This window comes from Alcanivorax limicola, assembly GCF_019931215.1.
GTDB lineage: Bacteria > Pseudomonadota > Gammaproteobacteria > Pseudomonadales > Alcanivoracaceae > Isoalcanivorax > Isoalcanivorax limicola.
This window is the reverse complement of record NZ_JAIOUB010000001.1, coordinates 70,692-93,201: the sequence shown is the minus strand read 5'-3', so window position 1 is coordinate 93,201 and position 22,510 is coordinate 70,692. Positions and strand designations below refer to the sequence as shown.

Sequence of the window (22,510 nt, the reverse complement as noted above, 5' to 3'; positions counted from 1 at the left end):
GGCAGCAATCAGCTACCGGTCTGGTCGTAAGTCCGGTCCTGTTCTTCCTGCAACGCGCGCCACTGGATCTTGCCGGTGGCGGAACGCGGCAGGCTTGAGCGGAACTCCACATAGCGTGGCGCCTTGTACACCGCCATATTGGCGCGACACCAGGCGATAATGTCCTGCTCGCTCACCAGATCGCGACATTCCGGCCGCAACACGATGATGGCTTTGACCGCCTCGCCACTGCGCCGGTCCGGCACACTGACGATGCAGCCTTCCTGAATATCGCCATGGGCATACAAGGCGTTTTCCACCTCGGCGGGCCAGACCTTGTAGCCGGACACGGTGATCATGCGTTTGAGCCGGTCGCGCATGAAGAAATAGCCTTCGTCATCGACACAGGCGAGGTCGCCGGTGCGGAAGAAACGCTTGCCATCGCGCTCGATAAACGCGTCCCGGTCGGCCTCCGGATTGTTCCAGTAGCCCTGCATGACCTGATCACCGTGGGTGATCAACTCGCCCACCTCGCCGGTGGGCAGTTCCTCCAGCGTGTCCGGGTCAACAATGCGGGAATCCACACCGAAAGCCGGCATGCCCAGGCACTGGGGCTTGCCACGACGCACTGGATTGCCATGCAGGAAGGCGGCGGTTTCCGTTAACCCGTAGGCTTCGTTGAAGTAGATGCCATAGTCTTCGCGCAACATCTGCGACACCGCTTCCGGCATGGCCGCGCCGCCGCCGGATAACAGCGCCAGGCTGGACAGGTCGTGGCGGCGCACTGCCGGATTGGAAAAAAAGTCCACCAGCATGGCGGGGGTGGCTGACCAGAAGCTGACGCGGTATTTCTCGATCAGCGCGGCAGCGGTGTCTTCATCCCAGCGCGGCAGCATGACGACCGTGGCGCCCAGCAGCACCGGCAAGTTCATGCCATTCTGCATGCCCAGCAAATGAAACAGCGGCGCGACCGACAGGAATACGGTTTCCGCGTGCAACCCACGCCAGATGGCGGAGCCCGCAATGGCGCTCATGACCGAGCGATGGCTGTGAATGCAGCCCTTGGGATGTCCGGTGGTGCCCGAGGTATAGGGCAGAATGCTCATCTGCTCCGGGCCGAAGCGCTCCGGTGTCGGATGACGGCGCGCCGTCAGCGCTTCCTGCCAGTGCGCGACGACCGGATCGTCAATGCGGCGCCGCGACATCTGCACCCAGTCAGGCACCACCAGTTCGCATTGCGCGCCAATGTAGTCGGCATAGGTATGAATCAACAGATGGTCGAGCAGCCCGTCATCCACCAGTGGCCGTGCGCGCTCGTACATTTCCTGGGCCAGCAGCGCAACGCGGGCGCCACTGTCGCGAACAAAGTAATCCAGTTCCTGGGTGGTGCTCATGGCATTCACCGGCACGACCGCAGCGCCGAGTGTGAGCACCGCATAGTAGGCAATGAAATATTGCGGGCAGTTCTGGCTGAACAGCACCACCCGATCGCCCCGCGTGACGCCCCATTGCTGTTGCAGGTAACCAGCCAGCCAGGAGACCTCCTCCGCGAAGCGGCCATAGGTGAGCACACCGTCGTAAAAAATCACCGCCGGGCGCCGGGGATAGCGCGCCGCCGCATCCTCAAGGTTGCGGCACAACGTGACATCCGGCACCTGCAAGGTATGCGGCAGGCCCTTTGGCCAGAAACGATAGTGTGCGTTGCCCATGTTCACTCCAGTGCTGTTTTCTTGTGTGCGCATTGTTCTTGTCTGTGCGTGCAGGTCTGTCAGTCCCGATCCAGGGAGCGGGCCACCAGTTCCTTCATAATTTCGTTGGAACCGCCATAGATACGCCCCACCCGGGCATCCGTATACATGCGCGCAATCGGGTATTCGGTCATGAAACCGTAGCCGCCGTGCAACTGCAGGCACTCGTCGATCACCTGGCAATTGGTCTCGGTGACCCACCACTTGGCCATGGCCGACGTCGCCACATCCAGCTCGCCGCGCAGGGCCTTGCCGATACAGTCATTCACGAATACGCGCGCGGCGCGGGCACGGGTCTGGCACTCGGCGAGCTTGAAGCGGGTGTTCTGCATGTCCATCAGGCGCTGCCCGAATACCTTGCGCTCTCTGACATAGGCGACCGTTTCGCGCACAGCGCGTTCCATGACCGACATGGCACCGACGGCGATCAGTAAACGTTCGCGTGGCAGTTCCTGCATCAGTTGCGGAAAGCCCTTGCCTTCTTCACCGCCCAGCAGGTTGGCAGCCGGGATACGCACCTCATCAAAAAACAGCTCTGCCGTGTCCTGGCCCTGCTGGCCGATCTTTTCCAGCAACTTGCCGCGCCGGAATCCCGGCAGGTCGCGGGTTTCCACCATCAGCAGTGAAATGCCGCGCGCGCCCGGTGCCTGCGTATCCGTGCGCGCCACGACGCACACCAGGTCGGCGTGATAACCGTTGGTGATAAACGTTTTGGAGCCATTGATCACATACTCATCGCCCTCACGACGCGCCGTGGTACGGATCGCTTGCAGATCCGAACCGGCGCCCGGCTCGCTCATGGCAATCGCCGCCACGCGCTCGCCTGCCGCCATGCGCGGCAGCCACTGCTGCTTCTGCGCCTCGGTGCCGTGATTGAGAATGTAGTGCGCCACGATGGCACTGTGCACATTCAGGCTGAAGCTGCTGATCATGGCTCTGGACTGCTCGGCGCAGATAACCACCTCGTGGGCGAACGAACCACCAGCGCCGCCGTATTCTTGTGGAATACTGGCGCACAGCAGACCGTACTGCCCGAGCATGTTCCAGACCTCGCGATCAGTCCGTTTCTGACTGATCCAGCGCGCCTCGAGCGGCGCAAATTCATTTTCGAAGATCTTCCGTGTCGCATCCCGGAAGATCATCAGATCCTCATCCATCCAGTTATGCTGGTCGTTATGCATCACACACCTCAGGGTCGGCCGCCGCCACAGATCAGTGACTGCCCGCTGACATAATTGGACTCGGGAATGCAGAACAGATACACCGCACCCGCCGCTTCTTCCGGCGTGCCCGCACGCCCGAGGGGAATCGAGGCCTCCGCCGCCTTGAGGTTGGCCGACTTGACGCCGACGCGAATCTTGCGGCCTTCAATATCCACGGTTTTCTCTTCTTCCGTGGCCTGGGTCAGCCGCGTGCTGATCAGCGCATAGGCCACACTGTTGACGTTGACCTTGTAGCGGCCCCACTCCTTGGCCAGGGTGCGCGTCAGCCCGACAATACCTGCCTTGGCAGCCGAATAGTTGCTCTGGCCCGCATTACCCATGAGGCCGGAAATGGAGGAAATATTGACCACCTTGCGGAACACCTCTTGTCCCGCCTCGGCTTCCTTTTTGGCCTGCTCGCGCATATAGCCCGATGCTGCGCGCAAGATGCGGAACGGTGCCGTCAGGTGAACATCCAGAATCGCCTGCCATTGCTCATCGGTCATCTTCTGGATCACGCTGTCCCAGGTGTAGCCGGCGTTATTGACAATAATGTCCAGCCCGCCCAGCTCATTGATCGCGGTATTGACAAAACGCTCAGCGAAATCCACATCGGTGACACTGCCGACACACGCCACGGCCTTGCCGCCGGCCTGGATAATGTCTGTCACGGTCTCTTCCGCCGGGGCCGCATCCAGATCGTTAACCACCACCGCGGCCCCTTCACTGGCCAGCTTCAGGGCGATCTCGCGCCCGATGCCACGCCCCGATCCGGATACGATAGCCACTTTGCCTTGCAACTTGCTCATCGCTGTTCTCCGCTCAGACGGGGAAGCCGATCACGGCCTCGCCCTTGAGTTTGATGTCGTCATGCTGGTTGCGCGTGGTCAGGGCCAGGCGCACCCGCCGCTCCCCGTCCTGCTCGAATTTTTCTGCCACTTCGCCCTGGCAGGTAATCGCATCGCCCACATGGGTAATGGCCACGAAACGCACGCTCCAGGTACGCAGCTGGTGCTGTGGCACCCAATCAGTCAGGAGCCGCCCCAGAAAGGCCATGGACAACATGCCGTGGGCAAAGACATCGTCCATACCGGCCTGGCGGGCAAAGTCGATATCCACATGGATCGGGTTATGGTCGCCCGAGGCACCACAGTAGAGCGCCAGATCCAGGCGGCTGACCGGTGCCGTCACCAGCACCGGCAGCGTGTCACCCACGTGCAGCAGGTCATAATCAATGGCTGTCATCGCGTTCTCCGCTGTCTCAGTCATTGCGCACCACCGTGACACAGCGCAGCGCCGCCACCCGCACACCGTGCTGGTTGGTGACCTGCGTTTCCCGCACCACAAACTCCAGCGCGCCACCTTTCTTGGCATAGATATCCGCGATATGCGGCGTGAAGGTGAGGCGATCACCCACATAGGCCTGGGCGTGATACACAAACTGTTGTTCACCGTGGAGTACGCGGCCGATATCGATGTTCAACATTTCGCGCAAGGCCGCCGGGTTCGGCGACTCCATCTCCAGGCAGAACAGAAAGGTCGGCGGCACCGGGATACCCGCAAAGCCCGCCGCTTGCGCGGCGGCCTCGTCCCGATAGATCGGGTCCTGCTGGCCGATGGCCTTGGCAAAGAAGCGCAGGCGTCCGGCGTCCACGTCCGCACTGAAGACCGGCAAGGCGGCACCAATGAACGTCGTATCAATCATGGCGATACAAGGTGACGACACAGGCGCCTCCCAGCCCCAGATTGTGCTGCAGGGCCACACGGGCACCTTCGACCTGACGTTTATCAGCGGTACCGCGCAACTGCCAGACCAGCTCGGTGCATTGCGCCAGCCCGGTGGCGCCCAGTGGGTGCCCTTTGGAAAGCAGACCGCCGGAGGGATTCGTCACCACGCGACCGCCGTAGGTGTTATCGCCGTCGAGAATAAACTTCTCCGCACTGCCTTCAGCGGTCAGGCCCAGCGCCTCATAGGTAATCAGCTCGTTGGCGGTAAAGCAGTCATGCAGCTCCACCACTTGCACCGCTTCCGGACCGATGCCCGCCTGTTCGAATACGGCATCGGCCGCTGCACGGGTCATGTCATAGCCGACCACGCGACGCATATCGCCGCTGTTGAAGGTGCTTTCCGTATCCGTGGTCATGGCCTGCCCGGCAATCACTACATCCGTATTCAGACCATGGCGGCGGGCAAACGCTGCGGAGCAGACAATGGCCGCCGCCGCACCACAGGTGGGCGGGCAGCACTGGAAGCGGGTCAGCGGATCAAAGATCATCGGCGCGCCCATCACCTCTTCCAGTGAAAGCTGCTGACGAAATACGGCATAGGGATTGTTGGCAGCATGCTGGCGTGCCTTGACCGCGATGCGGCCAAAGGTGTCGGCACGGGCGCCAAAACGCTGCATGTATTCACGGCCGGCGCCGCCGAAAAATTGCGCCGCGCGGGGCGCCGTCTCGTCGTACCCTTGCAGCCCGGTCATCACATCCTGAAAACGGGCCACCGGGGAAGGGCGATCTTCGTAGGCGCCCTTCAACGCGCCCGGCGTCATCTGCTCGAAGCCCAGCGCCAAGGCACACTCTACCGCGCCACTTTCGACCGCCTGGCGCGCCAGGAACAACGCCGAAGAACCCGACGCACAATTGTTGTTGACGTTGAAAACCGGAATGCCGCTCAGACCGGTGCGATACACCGCCGCCTGGCCACTGGTGGAATCCCCGTACACGTAGCCCACAAACGCTTGCTGCACCTTGCCATAATCAAGACCGGCATCCGCGAGCGCCGCGCGGGTCGCCTGCTCGCCCATGATCGGATAATCATCGCTGGCGCCGGGCTTGCTGAATGGAATCATGCCAACGCCGACAACATGTACTTTCTGGTTCAAGGGAACCCCTCCTCGATGTGGGCCTGACCGCCATGGGACAGGCCGAGTAACAACATGGGTATAGAGTGAGTTCGGGAGGGGGTTTCAACAATGGCGCTTTGTTTCAAATGAATTGGCGAAAGCGGCCAGCATTTCAATAGGTTTCCACTTCACGCAAACTGCGGCTGCGGTATTCGCCCGGCGGCAAGCCGGTCCACTTCTTGAACGCACGATGAAACGTGCTGGGTTCGGAAAAGCCGACCATCGCCGCGATGTCCACCAGCGACATATCCGCGCGGCCCAGCAGTTCGATGGCCGCATCGCACCGCAGGCTGTCTTTCAGCAATTGATACGTCTGCCCTTCCGCGCGCAAGCGGCGACGCAAGGTCTGCGGCGTGACACCAAATACCGAACCGACCTCTTCGAGCGTTGGCATTTCGGTGCTCAGATGTCGACGCAACAAACGCCTGATACGTTCCGTCAGGCTCGTTTGATCACGGTACTTCACCAGCAGACTGGCCGGTGCCTGGCGCAGAAATGCGCGCAGGCTCATCAGGTTCTGCACGACCGGCAAATCCAGCCAGCGCGCCTCCAGATCAAATCCGAGTTCGCCATCCTGGTATTTGACCGGCGCCTGAAACAGCATTTTCACATACGCATCCCGCTCCTTTTCGGCGGCGGGATAATACACACGCAACAAGGGCAACCGGCGCGCCACCAGCCAGGACGACAAGCCCATGGCAAAAAACAGGAATACGCGTTCGGCATAACAGCCCATGGTGTCTGGCGGGCCTTTGTGGACGACACGCACACGCGCCACATCATTCTTGATCGACAAGCGCATCACGAAATCGCCGATCATCATGTGATAGAACGCAAAGCCCTCACGCATGGCTTCGCCGAGGTTGCCCGCTCGAATGAGATTCCGGGACATGTAGGCGAACGCACCAATGCGCACGGGCTGCGAGCAGAGCCCGAAACTTTCATCGCGCATGTTGTAGCGCATGACACGAATCAGGCGTGCGTACTGACGTTGTGAAACACGGGACAGCGGTGACGCCAGCAACGCGGGCGAGATATCGGCACGTAACAACATGGCATCGATATCCAGCCCCTGTTCCCGCGCCCCTTGCAGGATTTCAGTCACCTGATAGATCGGTATGGTGTGACGCGTGGTTCCAGACTCGATTTCAGCAGACATGGCCTTCACCCTTTTTCAGGCGGCGGTAGCGGGGCGAACCCGCGCCACCTCGATATTGCGCGCTGCCACCGGCAGACTCAATGCGCACTTGGTATTATTGACGTGCGCGCCACTGACGCAGCAACAGGTATACCGCGTACAGCAGCATCAGGGCCGTGGCAGCCAGGAAGGTGGCACTGATCGGTCGATCCAGAAACACACCGAACTCGCCGCGCGAAAGCAGCATGCTGCGCCGGAAGTGCTCTTCCAGCAGCGGCCCCAGTACGAAGCCCAGCAGCAAGGGCGCCGAGGGATAACGCAACCGATTCATCAGATAGCCCAGCACACCGAAGAACAGCGCCACATAAATATCGAAGACATTGTTTCTGGCGCTATACACACCGATGCAGATAAACACCAGAATGGCCGGGTACAGCACATGGTAGGGAATGGCGAGGATGCGCACCCACAAACCATTGAGCGGAATATTCAATACCAGCAGCAGAATATTGCCGATCCAGAAGCTCATGATCAGCCCCCAGAACATCTCCGGATACTCGGTCATGAACAGCGGGCCGGGCACGATGCCGTGGATCATCATGGCGCCCAGCAGCAAGGCCATGACCGCATCCCCGGGAATACCCAGGCTCAGGGTGGGAATAAAACCGGATTGAACAGCGGCATTATTCGCCGCTTCCGGCGCTGTGACGCCCTCAAGCTGGCCCTGCCCGAAACGTTCAGGCGTGCGCGACACTTTTTTCTCGAGCAGATAGGCCATGAAGGCCGACAGCGTCGGCCCGATGCCGGGCAGTGCGCCGATGGCTGAGCCGACCACCGAACCACGCCCCGCCGGCGCCCAGATGCGGCGCCATTCTTCCCGATTCGGAAACATGGAGCGCAAGGTGACCTTGCCCACGCGGGGGGCCGCACGCTGGCCGATATTGGAGAGAATTTCGGAAATCCCGAACAGCCCCATGGCAATGGCAATCAGGTTGACGCCATCACTGAGCCCCTGCAGGCCAAAGGTATAGCGGTATTGCCCACTGGTCACGTCGGTGCCGATGATGCCGATCAGCACCCCGAGAATCACCGCCGCCAATCCCTTGGCGGGGGACCCGCTGGAGAGCGTCGAGGCGGCAATCAGCCCCATCAGCATGACCGCAAAATATTCATAGGAACTGAAGCTCAGCGCGGCCTCGGCGATCATCGGCGCAAAGCCCATGACAATGACGATGGCAAAGGAGCTGCCAATGAACGAGGCAATCGCGGTCACAAACAGGGCGACACCCGCCTTGCCATTGCGCGCCATGGGATAGCCGTCCAGGCAGGTCACGGCATTGGTCACACTCCCCGGCAGATTCAGCAGAATCGCCGCCGTCGAGCCGCCATACTGTGATCCGTAAAAAATCCCGGCCAGCATGATCAAGGCGTAGGTGGGGTCAAGGTGATACGTCATCGGCAGTGCCAGCGAGATGGCCGCCATGGCCCCCACACCCGGCAACACACCGACGAAGGTGCCCACGGTGACACCGATAAGACAGAACAGCAGCGCTTCCGGCGTGATGGCGGTACTCAGGCCGAGGCCAAAATTCGAGAGCATTTCCATAATCGGTTATCCCCCGAACGCAGACAGCGGCATGCCGAGCGCGCGAATGAACAGCAGCACCCCCAACAGCGACATGACCAGGGCGATGACCAGCAGCGTCAACGGACGCAGCGGCGACTCCGCCATGCCGGACAACCCCACCAGCGCACCGATGGCCGGCACCATGCCGAGACGCTCCACCAGGAAAGCGAACGTCATGATGCCCAGTGAGACCATGATGACCGGCCGGAACGGGAAGGCCTCGCCTTCGGCGGGCGGGGCGAACATGACCTCCCACACCAGCACCAGCCCCATCAGGATCAGCAGCACCCCGAGAATGATCGGAAAGTAGCCAGAGCCCATGCGGCTCAGCGAACCCAGCGGGTACTCCCGGGCGAGCACGATGACGGCCACGCCCAGCAACAGCACGAAGGCGGCGCCGGTGATTTCGGGCACGTTGAGACGTTTCAGCATACGGGCGCTTCTCCTGCATAGTCTCGCCTGCACGATCTCTCTCGCGTGCAAGCCTTGTTATTCTGCAGGGATGGCCGTGCGCGGGCCTGAACCCGGCATGATCCGTAGCGCACGGACCCGGCAACACCCCTGCCGTCACTGTGCCCGGCAATGGCCCGGCAACCGATACGTCGAAGCTTGTGACTGGCGAGGCAGATCAACAATGGCCAGATGCATCAAAAAAAGATGACAGAATCTGCCACTCCCTGAATTGATCGATCACGCCAATCATTTCCAAGCTGTTTCGCCATTGGCGCCCCACCATGCCCTTCCTACACTCGCCGGGACACCAGTATTCCGGGGAAGCACTTATGACTGACCAACCGCCACTGCACGGTATCCGCGTGCTGGACCTGACTCGCCTGCTGCCGGGGCCGGTATGCAGCCTGCATCTGGCCGACCTGGGGGCCGATGTCATCAAGGTCGAGGATACCGGCGCCGGCGATTATGTGCCGCCGATTCTTCGGGCACTGATCAATCGGAACAAACGTGCCATCCGCATCAATCTGAAGCAGCCCGCCGGGTTGGACGCCTTCCTGCGCCTGGCACGCGACGCCGATGTGTTGATCGAGGGCTTCCGCCCCGGCGTGGCGGAACGTCTTGGCGTGGGCTACGAGGCACTGGCACAGATCAATCCGAAGCTGGTGTATTGCAGCATCAGCGGCTACGGCCAGACCGGGCCTTTCCGTGATGCCCCCGGCCATGATCTCAATTACTGCGGCTACGCCGGGGTGGCCGACCAGATCGGTTTTGATGCCCACTCCCCGGCCCTGTCCAACGTGCCCCTGGCCGACCTGATGGGCGGTTCCCTGACGGCCATGATGGGCATTCAGGCTGCGCTGTTTGACGCCGCCCGCAGCGGGCGCGGCCGTTATGTGGACCTGGCCATCAGCGATGGCGTGCTGGCCCACGCCGTCATGCCGCTGGCCACGCTGGGCACCCACGGCCATACCTACCCGGCGGGCGGCGACACCCTGTCCGGCGGCCTGCCCTGCTATGGTCTGTACCGCACCCGCGACAACCGCTTCATGGCCGTGGGCGCCCTGGAGCGCAAGTTCTGGGACCGCTTCTGCGACCTGATCGAGCGCCCGGACCTCAAGGCGCAACACCGCAGCCCGGACCCGGCGATCAACCGCGCGGTGCATGCCGAACTGACAACGCTGTTTGCCAGCCAGGATCAGGCCGCCTGGAACGAACGCTTCCGCGACAACGACTGCTGCGTGACGCCGGTGCTGAAGCTGGAAGAAGCCCTGCAACACGAACAGTTCCGCGCCCGCGACATGGTGCTGGAAACCGAGCACCCGACCTATGGGCCGGTCACTCAGGCGGCCTGCCCGGTACGCATGAGCCGCTTCCAGTTCACCCTGCATCGCCACGCGCCGCTGCCCGGCGAGCACACCCGCGACATACTGCGCGAAGCCGGGCTGCCCGACGCGGACATCGACGCGCTGCACAGCGCTGGCGCGGTGCGCTAACGTGGCCGCCGCCCACGACGGGATCGGCCGCGAGGAACACTGCGCCGATGCCCTGGACGCCACCCTCGCCGCCCGCGTCGCGGCCACCTTTGGCCAGCCTGCGCCCGCAGTGGGCGCTGCCCTGCCCTGGCTGTGGCACTGGGCCTTCTTCCAGACGCCGGTGCCTGCCGCCGGCATCGGCCCCGATGGCCACCCGGCACGCGGCACGTTTTTGCCGCCCGCAGAAAACCGCCATCGCATGTGGGCCGGCAGCCAGCTGCATTTTCATGCGCCCTTGCGCGTGGGCCTGCCGGCGGAGCGCCGCACGCGCATCGCCGCCATCGAAGAAAAGCAGGGCCGCAGCGGCGCACTGCTGTTCGTCACGCTGCAGCATCGCTACACGCAACACGGCACGCTGGCCATCGAGGAACAACAGGACATCGTCTACCGTGCGCCCACCGCGCCGCGCGCCGGGGAACCGGCGCCGCTGGCTGACTGCGACTGGTATGACGCCATCACGCCCGACCCGGTGTTGTTGTTCCGCTATGCCGCCGTGACCTTCAATGCCCACCGCATCCATTACGACCTGCCCTACACCACCGGCGCAGAAGGCTATCCCGGGCTGGTCGTCCAGGGCCCGTTAATGGCCACGCTGATGATGCAGGCCTTTACCCGCGCCCACCCCGGCGCCACCCCCACGCATATGCAGTTTCGCGGTGTGCGCCCGATGATCGCGCCCACCCCCTTCCGGGCCGGTGGTCGCCTGCGTGCCCCCGGCGAAGCCGACATCTTTATCGACAACGCCGACGGCCTGGCCCAGACCGGCCTGCTGCGTTTTACCGAATAGCTGCCCGACGAATAGCTGCCCAAGGAGAACCCTGATGTCCCTGTACCACGACAACGACGCGCTCGAGAGTATTCGCGAAGGCGTGCGCGGCCTGTGCGCCAATTTCGGTGATGCCTACTGGCGCGACATTGATCAGCAACACGCGTTCCCGGTGGATTTTGTCGCCGCCATGACCCAGGCGGGCTGGCTCGCCGCGATGATCCCGGAAGAATACGGCGGCTCCGGGCTGGGCCTGGCCGAGGCGTCGGTCATTCTGGAAGAAGTGAACCGTTGCGGCGGCAACTCCGGCACCATCCACGGCCAGATGTACAACATGTTCACGCTGCTGAAGCACGGCTCAGCGGCACAGAAGCAGAAGGTGCTGCCCAAACTCGCCACCGGCGAATTGCGGCTGCAATCCATGGCTGTGACCGAACCGACCACCGGCACCGACACCACGAAGATCAAGACCACAGCGGTGAAGAAAGGTGACAAGTACGTCATCAACGGCCAGAAGGTCTGGATCTCGCGCATTCAACATTCTGATCTGATGATTCTGCTGGCCCGCACCACACCGCTGGCCGAGGTGAAAAAGAAAACCGACGGCATGTCGATCTTTCTGGTGGATCTGCACCAGGCCATCGGCAACGGCATGACCGTACAGCCCATCGAGAACATGGTGCATCACGTTACCAATGAACTGTTCTTCGACAACCTGGAGATTCCCGCCGACAGCCTGATTGGCGAAGAAGGCCAGGGCTTTCGCTATATCCTTTCCGGCCTGAACGCGGAACGCACGCTGATTGCCGCCGAGTGCATCGGCGATGGCCGCTGGTTTATCGACAAGGCCAGCCGCTATGCCCGCGAGCGCGAAGTATTCGGCCGCCCCATCGGCCAGAACCAGGGCGTGCAGTTTCCGATTGCCGAAGCGCATATCGAAGTGGAGGCCGCCGACCTGATGCGCTGGCGCGCGTGCGCCGAGTATGACGCCGGTCGACCTGCCGGGGCCGAAGCCAATATGGCGAAGTACCTGGCCGCCAAGGCCTCGTGGGAAGCGGCCAACGCCTGCATGCAGACCCACGGCGGTTTCGGCTTCGCCTGCGAGTACGACGTCGAACGCAAATTCCGCGAAACCCGGCTGTATCAGGTGGCACCGATTTCCACCAACCTGATTCTGTCCTATGTGTCCGAGCATCTGCTCGACTTGCCGCGCTCGTTCTGAATCACAACGCAGGGAATTGCATGCCATGACCGCCACACAGGACCTGACCGACTTTCTTGCCCGGCTGCAGTACGACGACCTGCCAGAGGCGGTGATTGCGCGCACCGAGGAGCTGTTTCTCGATTGGCTGGCATCACTGCTGGCGGGCCGCCACGAACATCCGATCCCGCTGTTCGAGCGGTTCGCCACGCGCATGGGGCCCGCCGAGGGCTACAGCCAGCGCATCAATCACGGCAGCAACAGCTCGCCCTGGTTTGCCGCACTGGTCAACGCCGCCGCGTCCCATGTGGTGGAACAGGATGATCTGCACAACAGCTCGGTGCTGCATCCCGCCACCGTGGTATTCCCTGCCGCGCTGGCAGCAGCCCAGGATATCGCCTGCGATGGCAAGACCCTGATCCTGGCCGCCGTGGCCGGTTATGAAGCCGGTATTCGCATCGGTGAATTTCTGGGCCGCTCGCATTACCGGATTTTTCACACCACGGCCACCGTGGGCACCCTGGCCGCTGCCGTGGCGGTGGGCAAGATACTGCGCCTGGATGCCGAGGGTTTTACCCATGTGCTGGGCAGTGCCGGCACCCAGGCTGCCGGTCTGTGGGAGTTCCTGCGCGATGCCGCCGACTCGAAACAATTGCACACGGCCAAGGCCGCCGCTGACGGCCTGATGGCCGCCTACCTCACGGAAACCGGGCTGACCGGTGCACGCAATATTCTTGAAGGTGAGCAAGGGCTGGCCGCGGGCCTGTCCTCGGACGCCGATGCGCGTCATTTGAATGATCGGCTCGGCCAACGCTGGGCATTGCTGGAAACCTCGTTCAAGTTCCATGCGTCCTGCCGCCACACGCACCCGGCCGCCGATGCCCTGCTGGCGCTGATACAACGGGAAAACCTGCGCGCCGACGATATCGACCGCGTTACCGCGCGCGTGCATCAGGGCGCCATTGATGTGCTCGGCCGCGTCACCGTGCCGCAGAGCATTCACCAGGCCAAGTTTTCCATGGGCACGGTGCTCGGCCTGATCGCCGTACACGGCAAGGCCGGGCTGGAGGAGTTCCGCGACCACGCCCTCACCGATCCGCGCGTGGCCGCCTTTCGCGAGCGCGTCACCATGGTGCTGGACGAGCAGGTCAATAGCGCCTACCCGCAACGCTGGCTTGGCCGCATCCGCGTACAGACCCGCGACGGCCGCAGCCTCGATGGCGCCATCGACGAACCTCGCGGCGATCCGGGCAACACCCTGACGCGCCCCGAACTGGAAGACAAATTCCACCGACTGGTGGCCTTCTCCGGCGCCGGTACACCCACCCGGGCGCAGGCCTGGATTGATACGGTCTGGTCATTGCGCAGCCACACCGACCTGCGCAATCTGTTCTGATGGAGGACCACAGCATGTCACGCACAGCCCCTGCCCAAGCCCCCAGACCACTGGACGGCCTCACCGTCATCAGCATGGAACATGCCATTGCCGCGCCTTTCTGTACCCGGCAGCTGGCCGATCTGGGCGCCCGTGTGATCAAGGTGGAGCGGCCCGGCGTGGGCGACTTCGCGCGTCATTATGACGAGCGCGTCAACGGCCTGGCATCGCATTTCGTCTGGACGAATCGCTCCAAGGAAAGCCTGACGCTGGACCTGAAACAGGACGACGCCCGCCCCATTCTCGACAGCCTGCTGGCCGAGGCCGATGTGCTGGTGCAAAACCTGGCGCCCGGCGCTGCCGCACGGATGGGCCTGTCTTTCGATGCGCTGCATGAACGCTTCCCGCAACTGATCGTCTGCGACATTTCCGGTTACGGCGAAGGCGGTCCCTATCAGGACAAGAAAGCCTATGACCTGCTGATCCAGAGCGAAGCCGGTTTTCTGTCCGTCACCGGGGGCCCCGACGAGATGGCCAAGGCGGGCAACTCCATCGCCGACATCGCCGCCGGCATGTACGCCTACACCAGCATTCTCAGCGCGCTGCTGCTGCGCGGCCGCACCGGCAAGGGTTCCGGCATTGATGTGTCGATGCTGGAAAGCCTGGTGGAGTGGATGAACTATCCGCTCTATTACGCCTTCGACAACGCCACGCCGCCACCGCGCGCCGGGGCCGCCCACGCCACTATTTATCCCTATGGCCCCTTCGCCACCGGCGATGGCCAGCAGGTGATGCTGGGCCTGCAAAACGAACGGGAATGGGCGCTGTTTTGCGAAAAAGTGCTGGGTGATGCCGCCCTCGCCAGCGATCCCCGTTTCAGCAGCAACGCGCAACGCGTCGCCCATCGTGATCTGCTGCGCGACTTGATCCATGACACCTTCGCCACGCTCAATGCCGACCAGGTCATCGCCCGCCTCGATGACGCGCAGATCGCCAATGCCCATGTGAATGACATGCACGGCGTCTGGGCGCACCCGCAACTGCGCGCCCGCCAGCGCTGGACCACCATCGGTAGCCCGACGGGCGACATTCCTGCGCTGTTGCCGCCCGGCACCAGCAACGCCTGGACCCCGCGCATGGATGCCGTGCCGGATCTGGGCCAGCACAACGACCGCATTCTGCAGGAGTTGGGCTACGCGCCCGACCGCATCCGCGCGCTGCGCGAAAAAGGAGTGATCTGATATGCGTTCCGCATTGTTCGTACCGGCGAGCCGCCCCGAACGTATTCCGCGCGCGCTGGAAAGCGGCGCCGATGTGGTGATTGTGGATCTGGAAGATGCTGTGGCCCCGGCCGACAAGAACAGCGCGCGCCAGGCCTTCGCGGCGTTCCTGCGCACGCATCACGGCGCAAAGGTGGCGGTGCGCATCAACGGCGGCGATACCCCCTGGTTCGAGGACGACCTGGCCCTGGTGCGGCAACATGGCGGACTGCGCGCCCTGGTATTGCCCAAAACCGAATCCGCCTACCATGTGGCCGCAGCGCGCTTCCCGAGCTTGCCAGTCTGGCCGCTCATTGAAAGCGCGATCGGTCTCCGCGCGCTGGCCGAGATCGCCCGGACCGAGGGCGTGGAGCACCTGAGCTATGGCGGCCTCGATCTCGGTGTCGATCTCGGTCTGACTCCGGGTAGCCCGGCCGCCCGGCGCATTGTTGATGCCGTGCGCTATGACCTGTTGTTGCACGCCCGGGCCGCCGGGTTGCCCGCCCCGCTGGAGACCGTCTGCACAGAATTCAATGATGCGGATGTCGTGCACCAGACCGCCCGCCAGGCCCGCGATATGGGCTTTGCCGGCATGCTCTGCATCCATCCGAAACAGATTGCGCCCGCCCATGCCGGTTTCGGTCATGACCCTGCCGAGGTGGACTGGGCCCGACGCGTACTGGCCGGGGCCGCCGAACACGGCGCAGGCGCTTTCCAGCTCGACGGTCGCATGGTCGATGCCCCGGTCATCCGTCGCGCCCAACAGATCATGGCCCGTCACGGCCAGACAGAACAGGAGTCCGCATGAACAGCTTGATCACCGAGATGCCGGTCCATGCCGCCGCCGTCGATACCGTCTTCCAGTCCCTCCCCGACCGCCTGCGGCAATTGACGGCCGAGGCGCCGGACGCGCCTGCGGTGATTGACGATACCGGCCGCTGGACCCGCGCCGAACTGCAATCACGCGCCTACCGCATTGCCCATCGCCTGATCGCCTGCGGCCTGCAGCGCGGCGACACCGTGGCCGTGCTGGGCGCCAACAGCCGTGACTATGTCGCGCTGCTGGTCGGCACCCTCGCCGCGGGCGGCTGCTTCGTGCCGCTGTCCGGCATGGCCACGGGGGACAGCCTGGCGCTGATGATCGACGACTGCGACACACGTTTTGTGTTCTGCGATCCGCAGTATGCCGACACCCTGCCACCGCTGGCCGGCGTGCCCGCCGCCCACCATCTGCTGTTGCAGGGGCAGCTTGACGGCTGGCAGGCGCTGGAAGACTGGCTGGGCGACGCGCCCGACCATGCTCCCGACATCACCCTGCACGAGGATGATGCGTTCAACATCATTTACAGCTCGGGCACCACCGGGCGCCCGAAGGGCATTGTCCACGACCATCGCCTGCGCGCGCATCAACACGATCGTTTCGTGCGCATGGGCTTCGGGCCCGGTTGCGTGACCCTGCTGGCCACCCCGATCTATTCCAACACCACCATGGTGGGCCTGTTGCCCACCCTGAAAAGCGGCGGCCTGCTGATACTGATGAGCAAGTTTGACGCCACCGGTTATCTGGCGCTGGCCGAACAACACGCCGTTACCCACACCATCATGATTCCCGTGCAGTATCAGCGCCTGCTCGCCGAACCGGCGTTCGAGCACACCGATCTGTCGCATTTCCAGTTGAAGATGTCCTCCGGCGCACCACTGCGCGCACCGCTGATCAAGCAGTTGGTGGCACGCTGGCCCGGCACGCTGCTCGAACTCTATGGCATGACCGAAGGCGGCGGCAGCACGGTGCTCAACTGCAACGCCTTCCCCGACAAGTGGGACTCGGTCGGCAAGGCCGGTGAGGGCACGCAGCTGCATGTCATCGACGAACAGGGCCGCGTTCTGCCGCCGAACACCGCGGGCGAACTGGTCGGCCGGGGCAGCATCATGATGCGTGGCTACTACAAGCGCCCGGAACAGACCCAGGAGATGCTCTGGCACGATGAACAGGGCCAGGTGTTCTACCGCACGGGCGACATGGCCCGCATCGACGAAGACGGCTTTGTCTATCTGCTGGATCGGCGCAAGGACATGATCCTGTCCGGCGGTTTCAATATCTTTGCGGAAGATCTGGAAAAGGTATTGAGCAGCCACGAACAGGTGGAAGACGTGGCTGTCATCGCGGTGCCCTCCGAAGCCTGGGGCGAGACCCCACTGGGCATCGTGGTGCGCCGGCCCGGTGCCGACATTGATGCAGAGACATTGCGCCACTGGGTCAATGAGCGACTGGGCAAGACCCAGCGCCTGTCCGCGATCGAATTCCACGACAGCCTGCCCCGCAACCCCCTGGGCAAGATCATGAAACGCGAACTGCGCGCGCCCTACTGGCCACAGCAATAGGGGACACGACATGACGCAACCCACCCCCTGGGCACCGCTGTACACGCGTGATGGCGACCTGTTCCTCCCCACCTCGCTGGCCAACGGCCCCTGGCATGGCGCCGTGCTGCACGGCTCCGCCGTGGCCGGGCTGTTCGGTTTTCTGGCCGAGGCGCTGGTGGCCGAGCACCCGACCTTCATGCTCAATCGCCTGACCCTGGATTTCATGCGTCCGGTGCCCAATGCGCCGCTGCGCAGTGAATGCCTGGCCCTGCGCGATGGCGGGCGGCTGAAGCTGTGGCAAATCCGCCTGTATGCCGGCGACAGCCTGATGGCCCAGGCCCTGGCACTGGCCCAGTACCGCGACGACGTAGCCGTGCCCGATATTGCGCCCCGCGCCCCCGCACCCCTGCCCCATCACAGCACCCTCGACGAGATGCTGATGGCCGAGTGGATGCGCACCCGGCGCCCGGATGTGCCGCACAGCATTCATTCGCTCCTGGAAATCCGCCCGCTATCGCCGTGGAACCTGAGCGGCTACGGCAAGTGCTGGCTGCGCCTGCCCGCTGCCATTCTGGCCGGTACCCGTCCCTCGCCACTGGTGCATCTGGCCATGCTCGCCGACATGGGCAACGGCGCCGCACACCTGGATCTGGCCCCGGGGCTGGGCACCATCAATGCCGACATCACCCTGTCGCTGTACCGTTACCCCGAATCCGACTGGATCGGCATGCAGGCGGAGAACCTGTTCCAGCCCCACGGCACCGGCATCATTCATGCGCGGCTGTATGACGAACAGGGCGGCATCGGGCATGTGATGCAAACCGTGCAGGCGCAACGCAAAGCGAAGCGGGCGGCGCCTGCCTGACGGGCTATCACCCCACAGTCATGGCCAGAATACGGCTGATATGCGCCTGCGGCAGGCCGCTTTCCTGTTGCCATTGATTGAAAGCCTGCTGGGCGGCGCGGCGGTCGCGCTGGCTGGCCAGTGCCTTGTCCACCACGCCATTGGCAATCAGGCCGGCAAGCACGTCACCGGTGGGGTACCAGGTATCGCGCCCCACCATGCGCAGGAACGCCGGCGCGGAATTGCCGCCCAGCTGCTTGCCGCGCCGGCTCAGCTCACGCCACAGATCGGCCACCGCGTCGTCCGGCCACTGACCGATAAAGCGCCCGAAGCTGCCGTGTTCACGGGCCACGTCCGTCACCAGCTGCGCGTTGTGACGAATGGCGCGCATCTTGCCGTAATGGCGAATCAGCCGGGTGTCCTGCATGCGGGCATCCAGCATGTCGTCGGGCATCAGCACCAGTTTTTCCGGATCGAAACCGAAGAAGGCATCCTCGAAGGCGGGCCACTTGGCGTCCACCAGGCTGTGGGTCAAGCCAGCGCGAAACACCCGGCGCATCATGGCGGACAGGTAAAAGGCATCGCTTTTCTTTGCCAGTGCCGCCGGAGTGAGGATGGACGGCAGCCCCGCAGCGACGGCTTTGGGGCCGCCGTGGCGACGACAGGCCAGGCTATGGATGTCGGAAAAGGGCTTCACGCGTCGCGCTCTCCCCCATCCTCACCCTGCCCCTCTTCCGCCAGCGTCAGCGAGGCGGAATTGATGCAGTAACGCAACCCGGTGGGCGCCGGGCCATCCTCGAACACATGCCCGAGGTGGGCGTCGCAACGGGCGCAGAGCACCTCGGTACGCACCATGCCCAGGGTCATGTCGCGGATCTCTTGCACCGCCTCGCCAGCTACCGGCTGATAGAAACTGGGCCAGCCGCTGCCGGAATCGTACTTGGTCTGTGAGCTGAACAAGGGGGTACCGCAGCATACGCAAAGATAGGTGCCGGGCGTCTTGCAATCGTTGTAGCGCCCGGTAAAAGGCCGCTCGGTGCCATGCTGGCGCGTGATGCGGTAGGTTTCATCATCCAGCGCTGCCCGCCACTGGGCATCGCTTTTTGTCGCTTTATCCGTGTCTGTCACTGTGTCACTCCCGCCGGGTGTCCGGCTTCATATACAGCGAAGGAAACGCCATTGTAGAATGCTCCTTCCCTGTTCTGACCAGTCTGTTATTCATGAGTGCGGATTCTTCCCTGATTCTCAAGTCCGATAAACTGAAAGGCGTATGTTACGACATCCGCGGCCCCGTCATGCGTGAAGCCAACCGCATGGAGGAAGATGGCCATCGGATCATCAAGCTGAATATCGGCAACCCGGCGCCGTTCGGCTTTGACGCCCCGGACGAGATTCTGCAGGACGTGATCCACAATCTGGCGGATTCCACCGGCTATTGTCATTCCAAAGGGCTGTTCCCGGCGCGCAAGGCGGTGATGCACTACTGCCAGGAGAAAGGCATTGATGGCGTCACCATCGACGACATCATTCTCGGCAACGGTGTTTCCGAACTGATCGTGATGGCCATGCAGGCGCTGGTCAACAACGGCGACGAAATCCTGATTCCGGCGCCGGACTATCCCCTGTGGACTGCCGCCGTGCGGCTCTCCGGCGGCACCCCGGTGCATTATCTGTGTGATGAACAACAGGACTGGCAGCCGTCGCTGGACGATATTCGGGCCAAGATCAACCCGCGCACCCGTGCGCTGGTGATCATCAACCCGAACAATCCCACCGGCGCGAACTACAGCGAAAGCTTCCTGCAGGAACTGCTGGAGCTGGCTCGCCAGCACAACCTGATCATCTTTGCCGACGAGATCTACGACAAGATTCTCTACGATGGCGAAACCCATACGTCTATTGCGTCGATGGCCGATGATCTGCTGTTCGTCACCTTCAACGGCTTGTCAAAAAGCTACCGTGTGGCCGGTTTCCGCGCGGGCTGGATGATCATCTCCGGGGCGCGCCATCGGGCGACAGACTTTATCGAAGGGCTGGAGATGCTGGCCTCCATGCGGCTGTGCGCCAATGTGCCGGCACAGCATGCCATCCAGACCGCCCTGGGCGGTTACCAGAGCATCGACGATCTGGTGTTGCCCACCGGCAGGCTGGGCAAACAGCGCGATCTGGCGGTGGCCATGCTCAACGACATCCCCGGCGTATCCTGTGTTACGCCGCGCTCGGCGCTGTACCTGTTCCCGCGCCTGGACCCGGATATCTATCCGATAGAGGATGATGAGGCCTTTGCACTGGATCTGCTGCGCCAGGAAAAAGTGCTGGTCGTGCAGGGCACGGCGTTCAACTGGCCGAAGCCGGATCATTTCCGTATCGTGTTTCTGCCGAATATGGACGATCTCACCGAATCCATTACCCGCATCGGGCGGTATCTGGAGAAGCGCCGTAAATAGCGCCGTCAATCATGGCTGATATTCATATCGACGATTTCTGCCGCGATGCCGCGCGCATTCTGCTGCAGCTGTACAACAGCTTCCCCCGCCCCCGGGCGGTGTATGTGGAGGATATCTCCGGCCCGGACGAGCCGGACGAGGTGGGCCTGCACTCGGGACGCTATATGGCTTGCCTGGGCGCCCTGTTGTGGCTCGCCGATGAAGGCTACCTGCGCTATACCAGCCTGATCTACCAGGACGGCATTGATCAGGCGGTGCTGACCAACAAGGCGTTCGTGCTGCTCAGCGCCGCCAGCGCGGTGCGGCTGGCCCAACCGGCGCCGGACCTGCCACCCTCGGTGGCGGCGGAGCACAGCGCGCTGGTGGAACAGATCCGCGCAGCCTTGCGCCAGGGCACGTCTGACGACATCAGCACCATCATGCGGTTCTTTTTTGCGCGCCGGCCGGAGGCGGTTATCTCGCCCGCCAGCCTGAGCAACTACGCCGTAGACGCCGATGCCGTCGACGAGCATGGCTCAGCCCGGAACCTGCCGGATGCCAGCTGTCAAAGCAACGGGTAAGATCAAGGGGCAGTCATACCGGTTTCACTTGAAATCCGCACGAAAGCCCACATTATTCATAACAAATCACTGATAACGAATCGCTATGAACACTATTACGGACACTACGGAGAGCCACACACAATGATGCGAATTGGCCTGTTTCTGCTGACTAACATAGCAGTACTGCTGGTAGCCGGTATCGTCCTGAGCCTGCTGGGGATCAACTCGACCCTGGCCGCCAACGGCGTGGATCTGGACCTGCAGGCACTGCTGATCTTCAGTGCCGTGTTCGGTATTTCCGGTTCCATGGTGTCGCTGTTCATCTCCAAATGGATGGCCAAGCGCGCCGCCAAGGTCCGGGTTATCGACCAACCCCGCACCCAGACTGAACAATGGCTGATGGCGACCGTGCGCGAGCTGTCCACCAAGGCCGGCATCGGTATGCCGGAAGTGGGCATCTTCCCGGCCCAGCAAGCCAACGCGTTTGCCACCGGCTGGAACAAGAATTCAGCGCTGGTCGCCGTATCCGAGGGCATGCTGCAACGGTTTTCGCCGGAAGAAGTGAAAGCGGTGATGGCGCACGAAATCGGCCACGTCGCCAACGGTGACATGGTCACGCTGAGCCTGGTGCAGGGGGTGGTGAACACCTTCGTGATCTTCTTCTCGCGCATCATCGGGCACGTCGTGGACCGGGTCATCTTCAAGACCGAGCGCGGTTATGGCCCCGGCTATTACATCACGTCCATCGTGGCGCAGATCGTACTGGGCATTCTGGCGTCCGCCATCGTCATGTGGTTCTCCCGCTTCCGGGAATACCGCGCGGATGCCGCGGGTGCACGACTGGCCAACCGTCAGGGCATGATCAGCGCGCTGGAGCACCTGAAAGCCGAATCCGGCGTGCCAGACCAGATGCCGGAATCCATGACCGCGTTCGGGATCAACATGGGCGTGCGCACCGGCATGCGCCGCATGTTCGCCTCCCACCCGCCGCTGGACGACCGCATCGCCGCCCTGCGCGAAAACCGCCACGCCTGATCGGGTATGCGCGGGGTGCCCGCAGGGTGCCAGTAGGGTGTGCTGAGTGCAACGAAGCGCACCATTAGCCCCAGCTCACTGCCGCACCTGCGGTG

Annotated in this window: 22 protein-coding genes; 11 read left to right on the top strand and 11 right to left on the bottom strand. The window is 63.0% G+C overall.

Annotated features, from left to right (window positions below; all coding sequences use genetic code 11):
- Positions 1 to 8: 8 nt before the first annotated feature.
- The 9 genes from K8B33_RS00410 to K8B33_RS00370 form a co-directional block, all read right to left on the bottom strand.
- Complete coding sequence (locus K8B33_RS00410; RefSeq protein ID WP_223422052.1) at positions 9 to 1,688, bottom strand: long-chain-fatty-acid--CoA ligase; 1,680 nt, start codon at positions 1,686 to 1,688, stop codon at positions 9 to 11.
- 59 nt (positions 1,689 to 1,747) lie between these two features.
- Positions 1,748 to 2,908 carry an acyl-CoA dehydrogenase family protein gene (locus K8B33_RS00405; RefSeq protein WP_223422049.1) on the bottom strand — a complete coding sequence of 387 codons (1,161 nt, stop codon included), beginning with the start codon at positions 2,906 to 2,908 and terminating at the stop codon, positions 1,748 to 1,750.
- A gap of 8 nt (positions 2,909 to 2,916) precedes the next feature.
- The gene (locus tag K8B33_RS00400) at positions 2,917 to 3,738 is read right to left on the bottom strand and encodes an SDR family NAD(P)-dependent oxidoreductase (protein ID WP_223422046.1); all 822 of its coding nucleotides are present in this window, start codon (positions 3,736 to 3,738) and stop codon (positions 2,917 to 2,919) included.
- A gap of 13 nt (positions 3,739 to 3,751) precedes the next feature.
- Positions 3,752 to 4,174 carry a MaoC family dehydratase gene (locus K8B33_RS00395; protein WP_223422044.1) on the bottom strand — a complete coding sequence of 141 codons (423 nt, stop codon included), beginning with the start codon at positions 4,172 to 4,174 and terminating at the stop codon, positions 3,752 to 3,754.
- A gap of 16 nt (positions 4,175 to 4,190) precedes the next feature.
- Positions 4,191 to 4,655, bottom strand: coding sequence for a MaoC family dehydratase N-terminal domain-containing protein (locus K8B33_RS00390; RefSeq protein WP_223422042.1), 465 nt, complete (start codon positions 4,653 to 4,655; stop codon positions 4,191 to 4,193).
- Positions 4,627 to 5,811 carry a lipid-transfer protein gene (locus K8B33_RS00385; RefSeq protein ID WP_223422039.1) on the bottom strand — a complete coding sequence of 395 codons (1,185 nt, stop codon included), beginning with the start codon at positions 5,809 to 5,811 and terminating at the stop codon, positions 4,627 to 4,629. The genes K8B33_RS00390 and K8B33_RS00385 overlap by 29 nt, the downstream gene beginning before the upstream one ends.
- Positions 5,812 to 5,944: 133 nt before the next feature.
- Positions 5,945 to 6,991, bottom strand: a complete 1,047-nt coding sequence (locus K8B33_RS00380; RefSeq protein WP_223422037.1) for an AraC family transcriptional regulator — start codon at positions 6,989 to 6,991, stop codon at positions 5,945 to 5,947.
- Positions 6,992 to 7,085: 94 nt separating this feature from the next.
- On the bottom strand, positions 7,086 to 8,576 hold the full coding sequence (locus K8B33_RS00375) for a tripartite tricarboxylate transporter permease (RefSeq protein WP_223422035.1): 1,491 nt from the start codon (positions 8,574 to 8,576) through the stop codon (positions 7,086 to 7,088).
- Between the two features lie 6 nt (positions 8,577 to 8,582).
- Positions 8,583 to 9,029 (bottom strand): tripartite tricarboxylate transporter TctB family protein, encoded by a 447-nt coding sequence (locus K8B33_RS00370; protein ID WP_223422032.1) that lies wholly within the window; start codon positions 9,027 to 9,029, stop codon positions 8,583 to 8,585.
- 350 nt (positions 9,030 to 9,379) lie between these two features.
- Here K8B33_RS00370 and K8B33_RS00365 point away from each other — a divergent pair, with 350 nt between their 5' ends.
- From K8B33_RS00365 to K8B33_RS00330, 8 genes are read left to right on the top strand one after another with little or no spacing between them, the layout of a single operon-like run.
- Positions 9,380 to 10,543 (top strand): CaiB/BaiF CoA transferase family protein, encoded by a 1,164-nt coding sequence (locus tag K8B33_RS00365; RefSeq protein WP_223422030.1) that lies wholly within the window; start codon positions 9,380 to 9,382, stop codon positions 10,541 to 10,543.
- Position 10,544: 1 nt separating this feature from the next.
- A complete protein-coding gene (locus K8B33_RS00360; protein WP_223422027.1) occupies positions 10,545 to 11,369 on the top strand; it encodes an FAS1-like dehydratase domain-containing protein in 825 nt (274 codons plus the stop codon).
- A gap of 34 nt (positions 11,370 to 11,403) precedes the next feature.
- Positions 11,404 to 12,570, top strand: coding sequence for an acyl-CoA dehydrogenase family protein (locus K8B33_RS00355; protein ID WP_223422025.1), 1,167 nt, complete (start codon positions 11,404 to 11,406; stop codon positions 12,568 to 12,570).
- Between the two features lie 25 nt (positions 12,571 to 12,595).
- Entirely contained in the window at positions 12,596 to 13,945 is a 1,350-nt protein-coding gene (locus K8B33_RS00350) for an MmgE/PrpD family protein (protein ID WP_223422023.1), read from the top strand.
- A 14-nt stretch (positions 13,946 to 13,959) separates the two neighbouring features.
- Positions 13,960 to 15,165 (top strand): CaiB/BaiF CoA transferase family protein, encoded by a 1,206-nt coding sequence (locus K8B33_RS00345; RefSeq protein WP_223422021.1) that lies wholly within the window; start codon positions 13,960 to 13,962, stop codon positions 15,163 to 15,165.
- A 1-nt stretch (position 15,166) separates the two neighbouring features.
- On the top strand, positions 15,167 to 15,991 hold the full coding sequence (locus tag K8B33_RS00340; protein ID WP_223422019.1) for an HpcH/HpaI aldolase/citrate lyase family protein: 825 nt from the start codon (positions 15,167 to 15,169) through the stop codon (positions 15,989 to 15,991).
- Positions 15,988 to 17,565, top strand: coding sequence for a class I adenylate-forming enzyme family protein (locus K8B33_RS00335; RefSeq protein ID WP_223422016.1), 1,578 nt, complete (start codon positions 15,988 to 15,990; stop codon positions 17,563 to 17,565). Before K8B33_RS00340 ends, K8B33_RS00335 begins: the two co-directional genes overlap by 4 nt.
- A 10-nt stretch (positions 17,566 to 17,575) precedes the next feature.
- Positions 17,576 to 18,412, top strand: a complete 837-nt coding sequence (locus K8B33_RS00330; protein ID WP_223422013.1) for a thioesterase family protein — start codon at positions 17,576 to 17,578, stop codon at positions 18,410 to 18,412.
- Positions 18,413 to 18,419: 7 nt separating this feature from the next.
- On the opposite strand, the gene K8B33_RS00325 is transcribed toward K8B33_RS00330, so the two are convergent.
- Positions 18,420 to 19,088 carry a DNA-3-methyladenine glycosylase I gene (locus K8B33_RS00325; protein ID WP_223422010.1) on the bottom strand — a complete coding sequence of 223 codons (669 nt, stop codon included), beginning with the start codon at positions 19,086 to 19,088 and terminating at the stop codon, positions 18,420 to 18,422.
- Positions 19,085 to 19,519, bottom strand: coding sequence for a peptide-methionine (R)-S-oxide reductase MsrB (msrB, locus tag K8B33_RS00320; protein ID WP_223422007.1), 435 nt, complete (start codon positions 19,517 to 19,519; stop codon positions 19,085 to 19,087). Before msrB ends, K8B33_RS00325 begins: the two co-directional genes overlap by 4 nt.
- A gap of 92 nt (positions 19,520 to 19,611) precedes the next feature.
- On the opposite strand from msrB, the gene K8B33_RS00315 reads away from it, so the two are divergent.
- The 3 genes from K8B33_RS00315 to htpX all read left to right on the top strand — a co-directional run bounded on the left by K8B33_RS00315 (position 19,612) and on the right by htpX (position 22,415).
- On the top strand, positions 19,612 to 20,838 hold the full coding sequence (locus K8B33_RS00315) for a pyridoxal phosphate-dependent aminotransferase (RefSeq protein WP_223422004.1): 1,227 nt from the start codon (positions 19,612 to 19,614) through the stop codon (positions 20,836 to 20,838).
- Positions 20,839 to 20,849: 11 nt separating this feature from the next.
- Complete coding sequence (locus K8B33_RS00310; RefSeq protein ID WP_223422002.1) at positions 20,850 to 21,398, top strand: hypothetical protein; 549 nt, start codon at positions 20,850 to 20,852, stop codon at positions 21,396 to 21,398.
- Between the two features lie 123 nt (positions 21,399 to 21,521).
- Positions 21,522 to 22,415, top strand: a complete 894-nt coding sequence (gene htpX / locus K8B33_RS00305; RefSeq protein ID WP_223422000.1) for a protease HtpX — start codon at positions 21,522 to 21,524, stop codon at positions 22,413 to 22,415.
- Positions 22,416 to 22,510 lie beyond the last annotated feature (95 nt).

What these genes read in the sequence shown, in the direction of transcription:
- K8B33_RS00340 (WP_223422019.1), top strand. Translation starts at nt 15,167, where the DNA reads ATGCGTTCCGCATTGTTCGTACCGGCGAGCCGCCCCGAACGTATTCCG.
- K8B33_RS00375 (WP_223422035.1), bottom strand. Translation starts at nt 8,576, where the DNA reads ATGGAAATGCTCTCGAATTTTGGCCTCGGCCTGAGTACCGCCATCACG.
- K8B33_RS00405 (WP_223422049.1), bottom strand. Translation starts at nt 2,908, where the DNA reads ATGCATAACGACCAGCATAACTGGATGGATGAGGATCTGATGATCTTC.
- htpX (WP_223422000.1), top strand. Translation starts at nt 21,522, where the DNA reads ATGATGCGAATTGGCCTGTTTCTGCTGACTAACATAGCAGTACTGCTG.
- K8B33_RS00310 (WP_223422002.1), top strand. Translation starts at nt 20,850, where the DNA reads ATGGCTGATATTCATATCGACGATTTCTGCCGCGATGCCGCGCGCATT.
- K8B33_RS00355 (WP_223422025.1), top strand. Translation starts at nt 11,404, where the DNA reads ATGTCCCTGTACCACGACAACGACGCGCTCGAGAGTATTCGCGAAGGC.
- K8B33_RS00400 (WP_223422046.1), bottom strand. Translation starts at nt 3,738, where the DNA reads ATGAGCAAGTTGCAAGGCAAAGTGGCTATCGTATCCGGATCGGGGCGT.
- K8B33_RS00365 (WP_223422030.1), top strand. Translation starts at nt 9,380, where the DNA reads ATGACTGACCAACCGCCACTGCACGGTATCCGCGTGCTGGACCTGACT.
- K8B33_RS00370 (WP_223422032.1), bottom strand. Translation starts at nt 9,029, where the DNA reads ATGCTGAAACGTCTCAACGTGCCCGAAATCACCGGCGCCGCCTTCGTG.
- K8B33_RS00350 (WP_223422023.1), top strand. Translation starts at nt 12,596, where the DNA reads ATGACCGCCACACAGGACCTGACCGACTTTCTTGCCCGGCTGCAGTAC.
- K8B33_RS00395 (WP_223422044.1), bottom strand. Translation starts at nt 4,174, where the DNA reads ATGACAGCCATTGATTATGACCTGCTGCACGTGGGTGACACGCTGCCG.
- K8B33_RS00330 (WP_223422013.1), top strand. Translation starts at nt 17,576, where the DNA reads ATGACGCAACCCACCCCCTGGGCACCGCTGTACACGCGTGATGGCGAC.
- K8B33_RS00380 (WP_223422037.1), bottom strand. Translation starts at nt 6,991, where the DNA reads ATGTCTGCTGAAATCGAGTCTGGAACCACGCGTCACACCATACCGATC.
- K8B33_RS00410 (WP_223422052.1), bottom strand. Translation starts at nt 1,688, where the DNA reads ATGGGCAACGCACACTATCGTTTCTGGCCAAAGGGCCTGCCGCATACC.
- K8B33_RS00345 (WP_223422021.1), top strand. Translation starts at nt 13,960, where the DNA reads ATGTCACGCACAGCCCCTGCCCAAGCCCCCAGACCACTGGACGGCCTC.
- K8B33_RS00335 (WP_223422016.1), top strand. Translation starts at nt 15,988, where the DNA reads ATGAACAGCTTGATCACCGAGATGCCGGTCCATGCCGCCGCCGTCGAT.
- K8B33_RS00315 (WP_223422004.1), top strand. Translation starts at nt 19,612, where the DNA reads ATGAGTGCGGATTCTTCCCTGATTCTCAAGTCCGATAAACTGAAAGGC.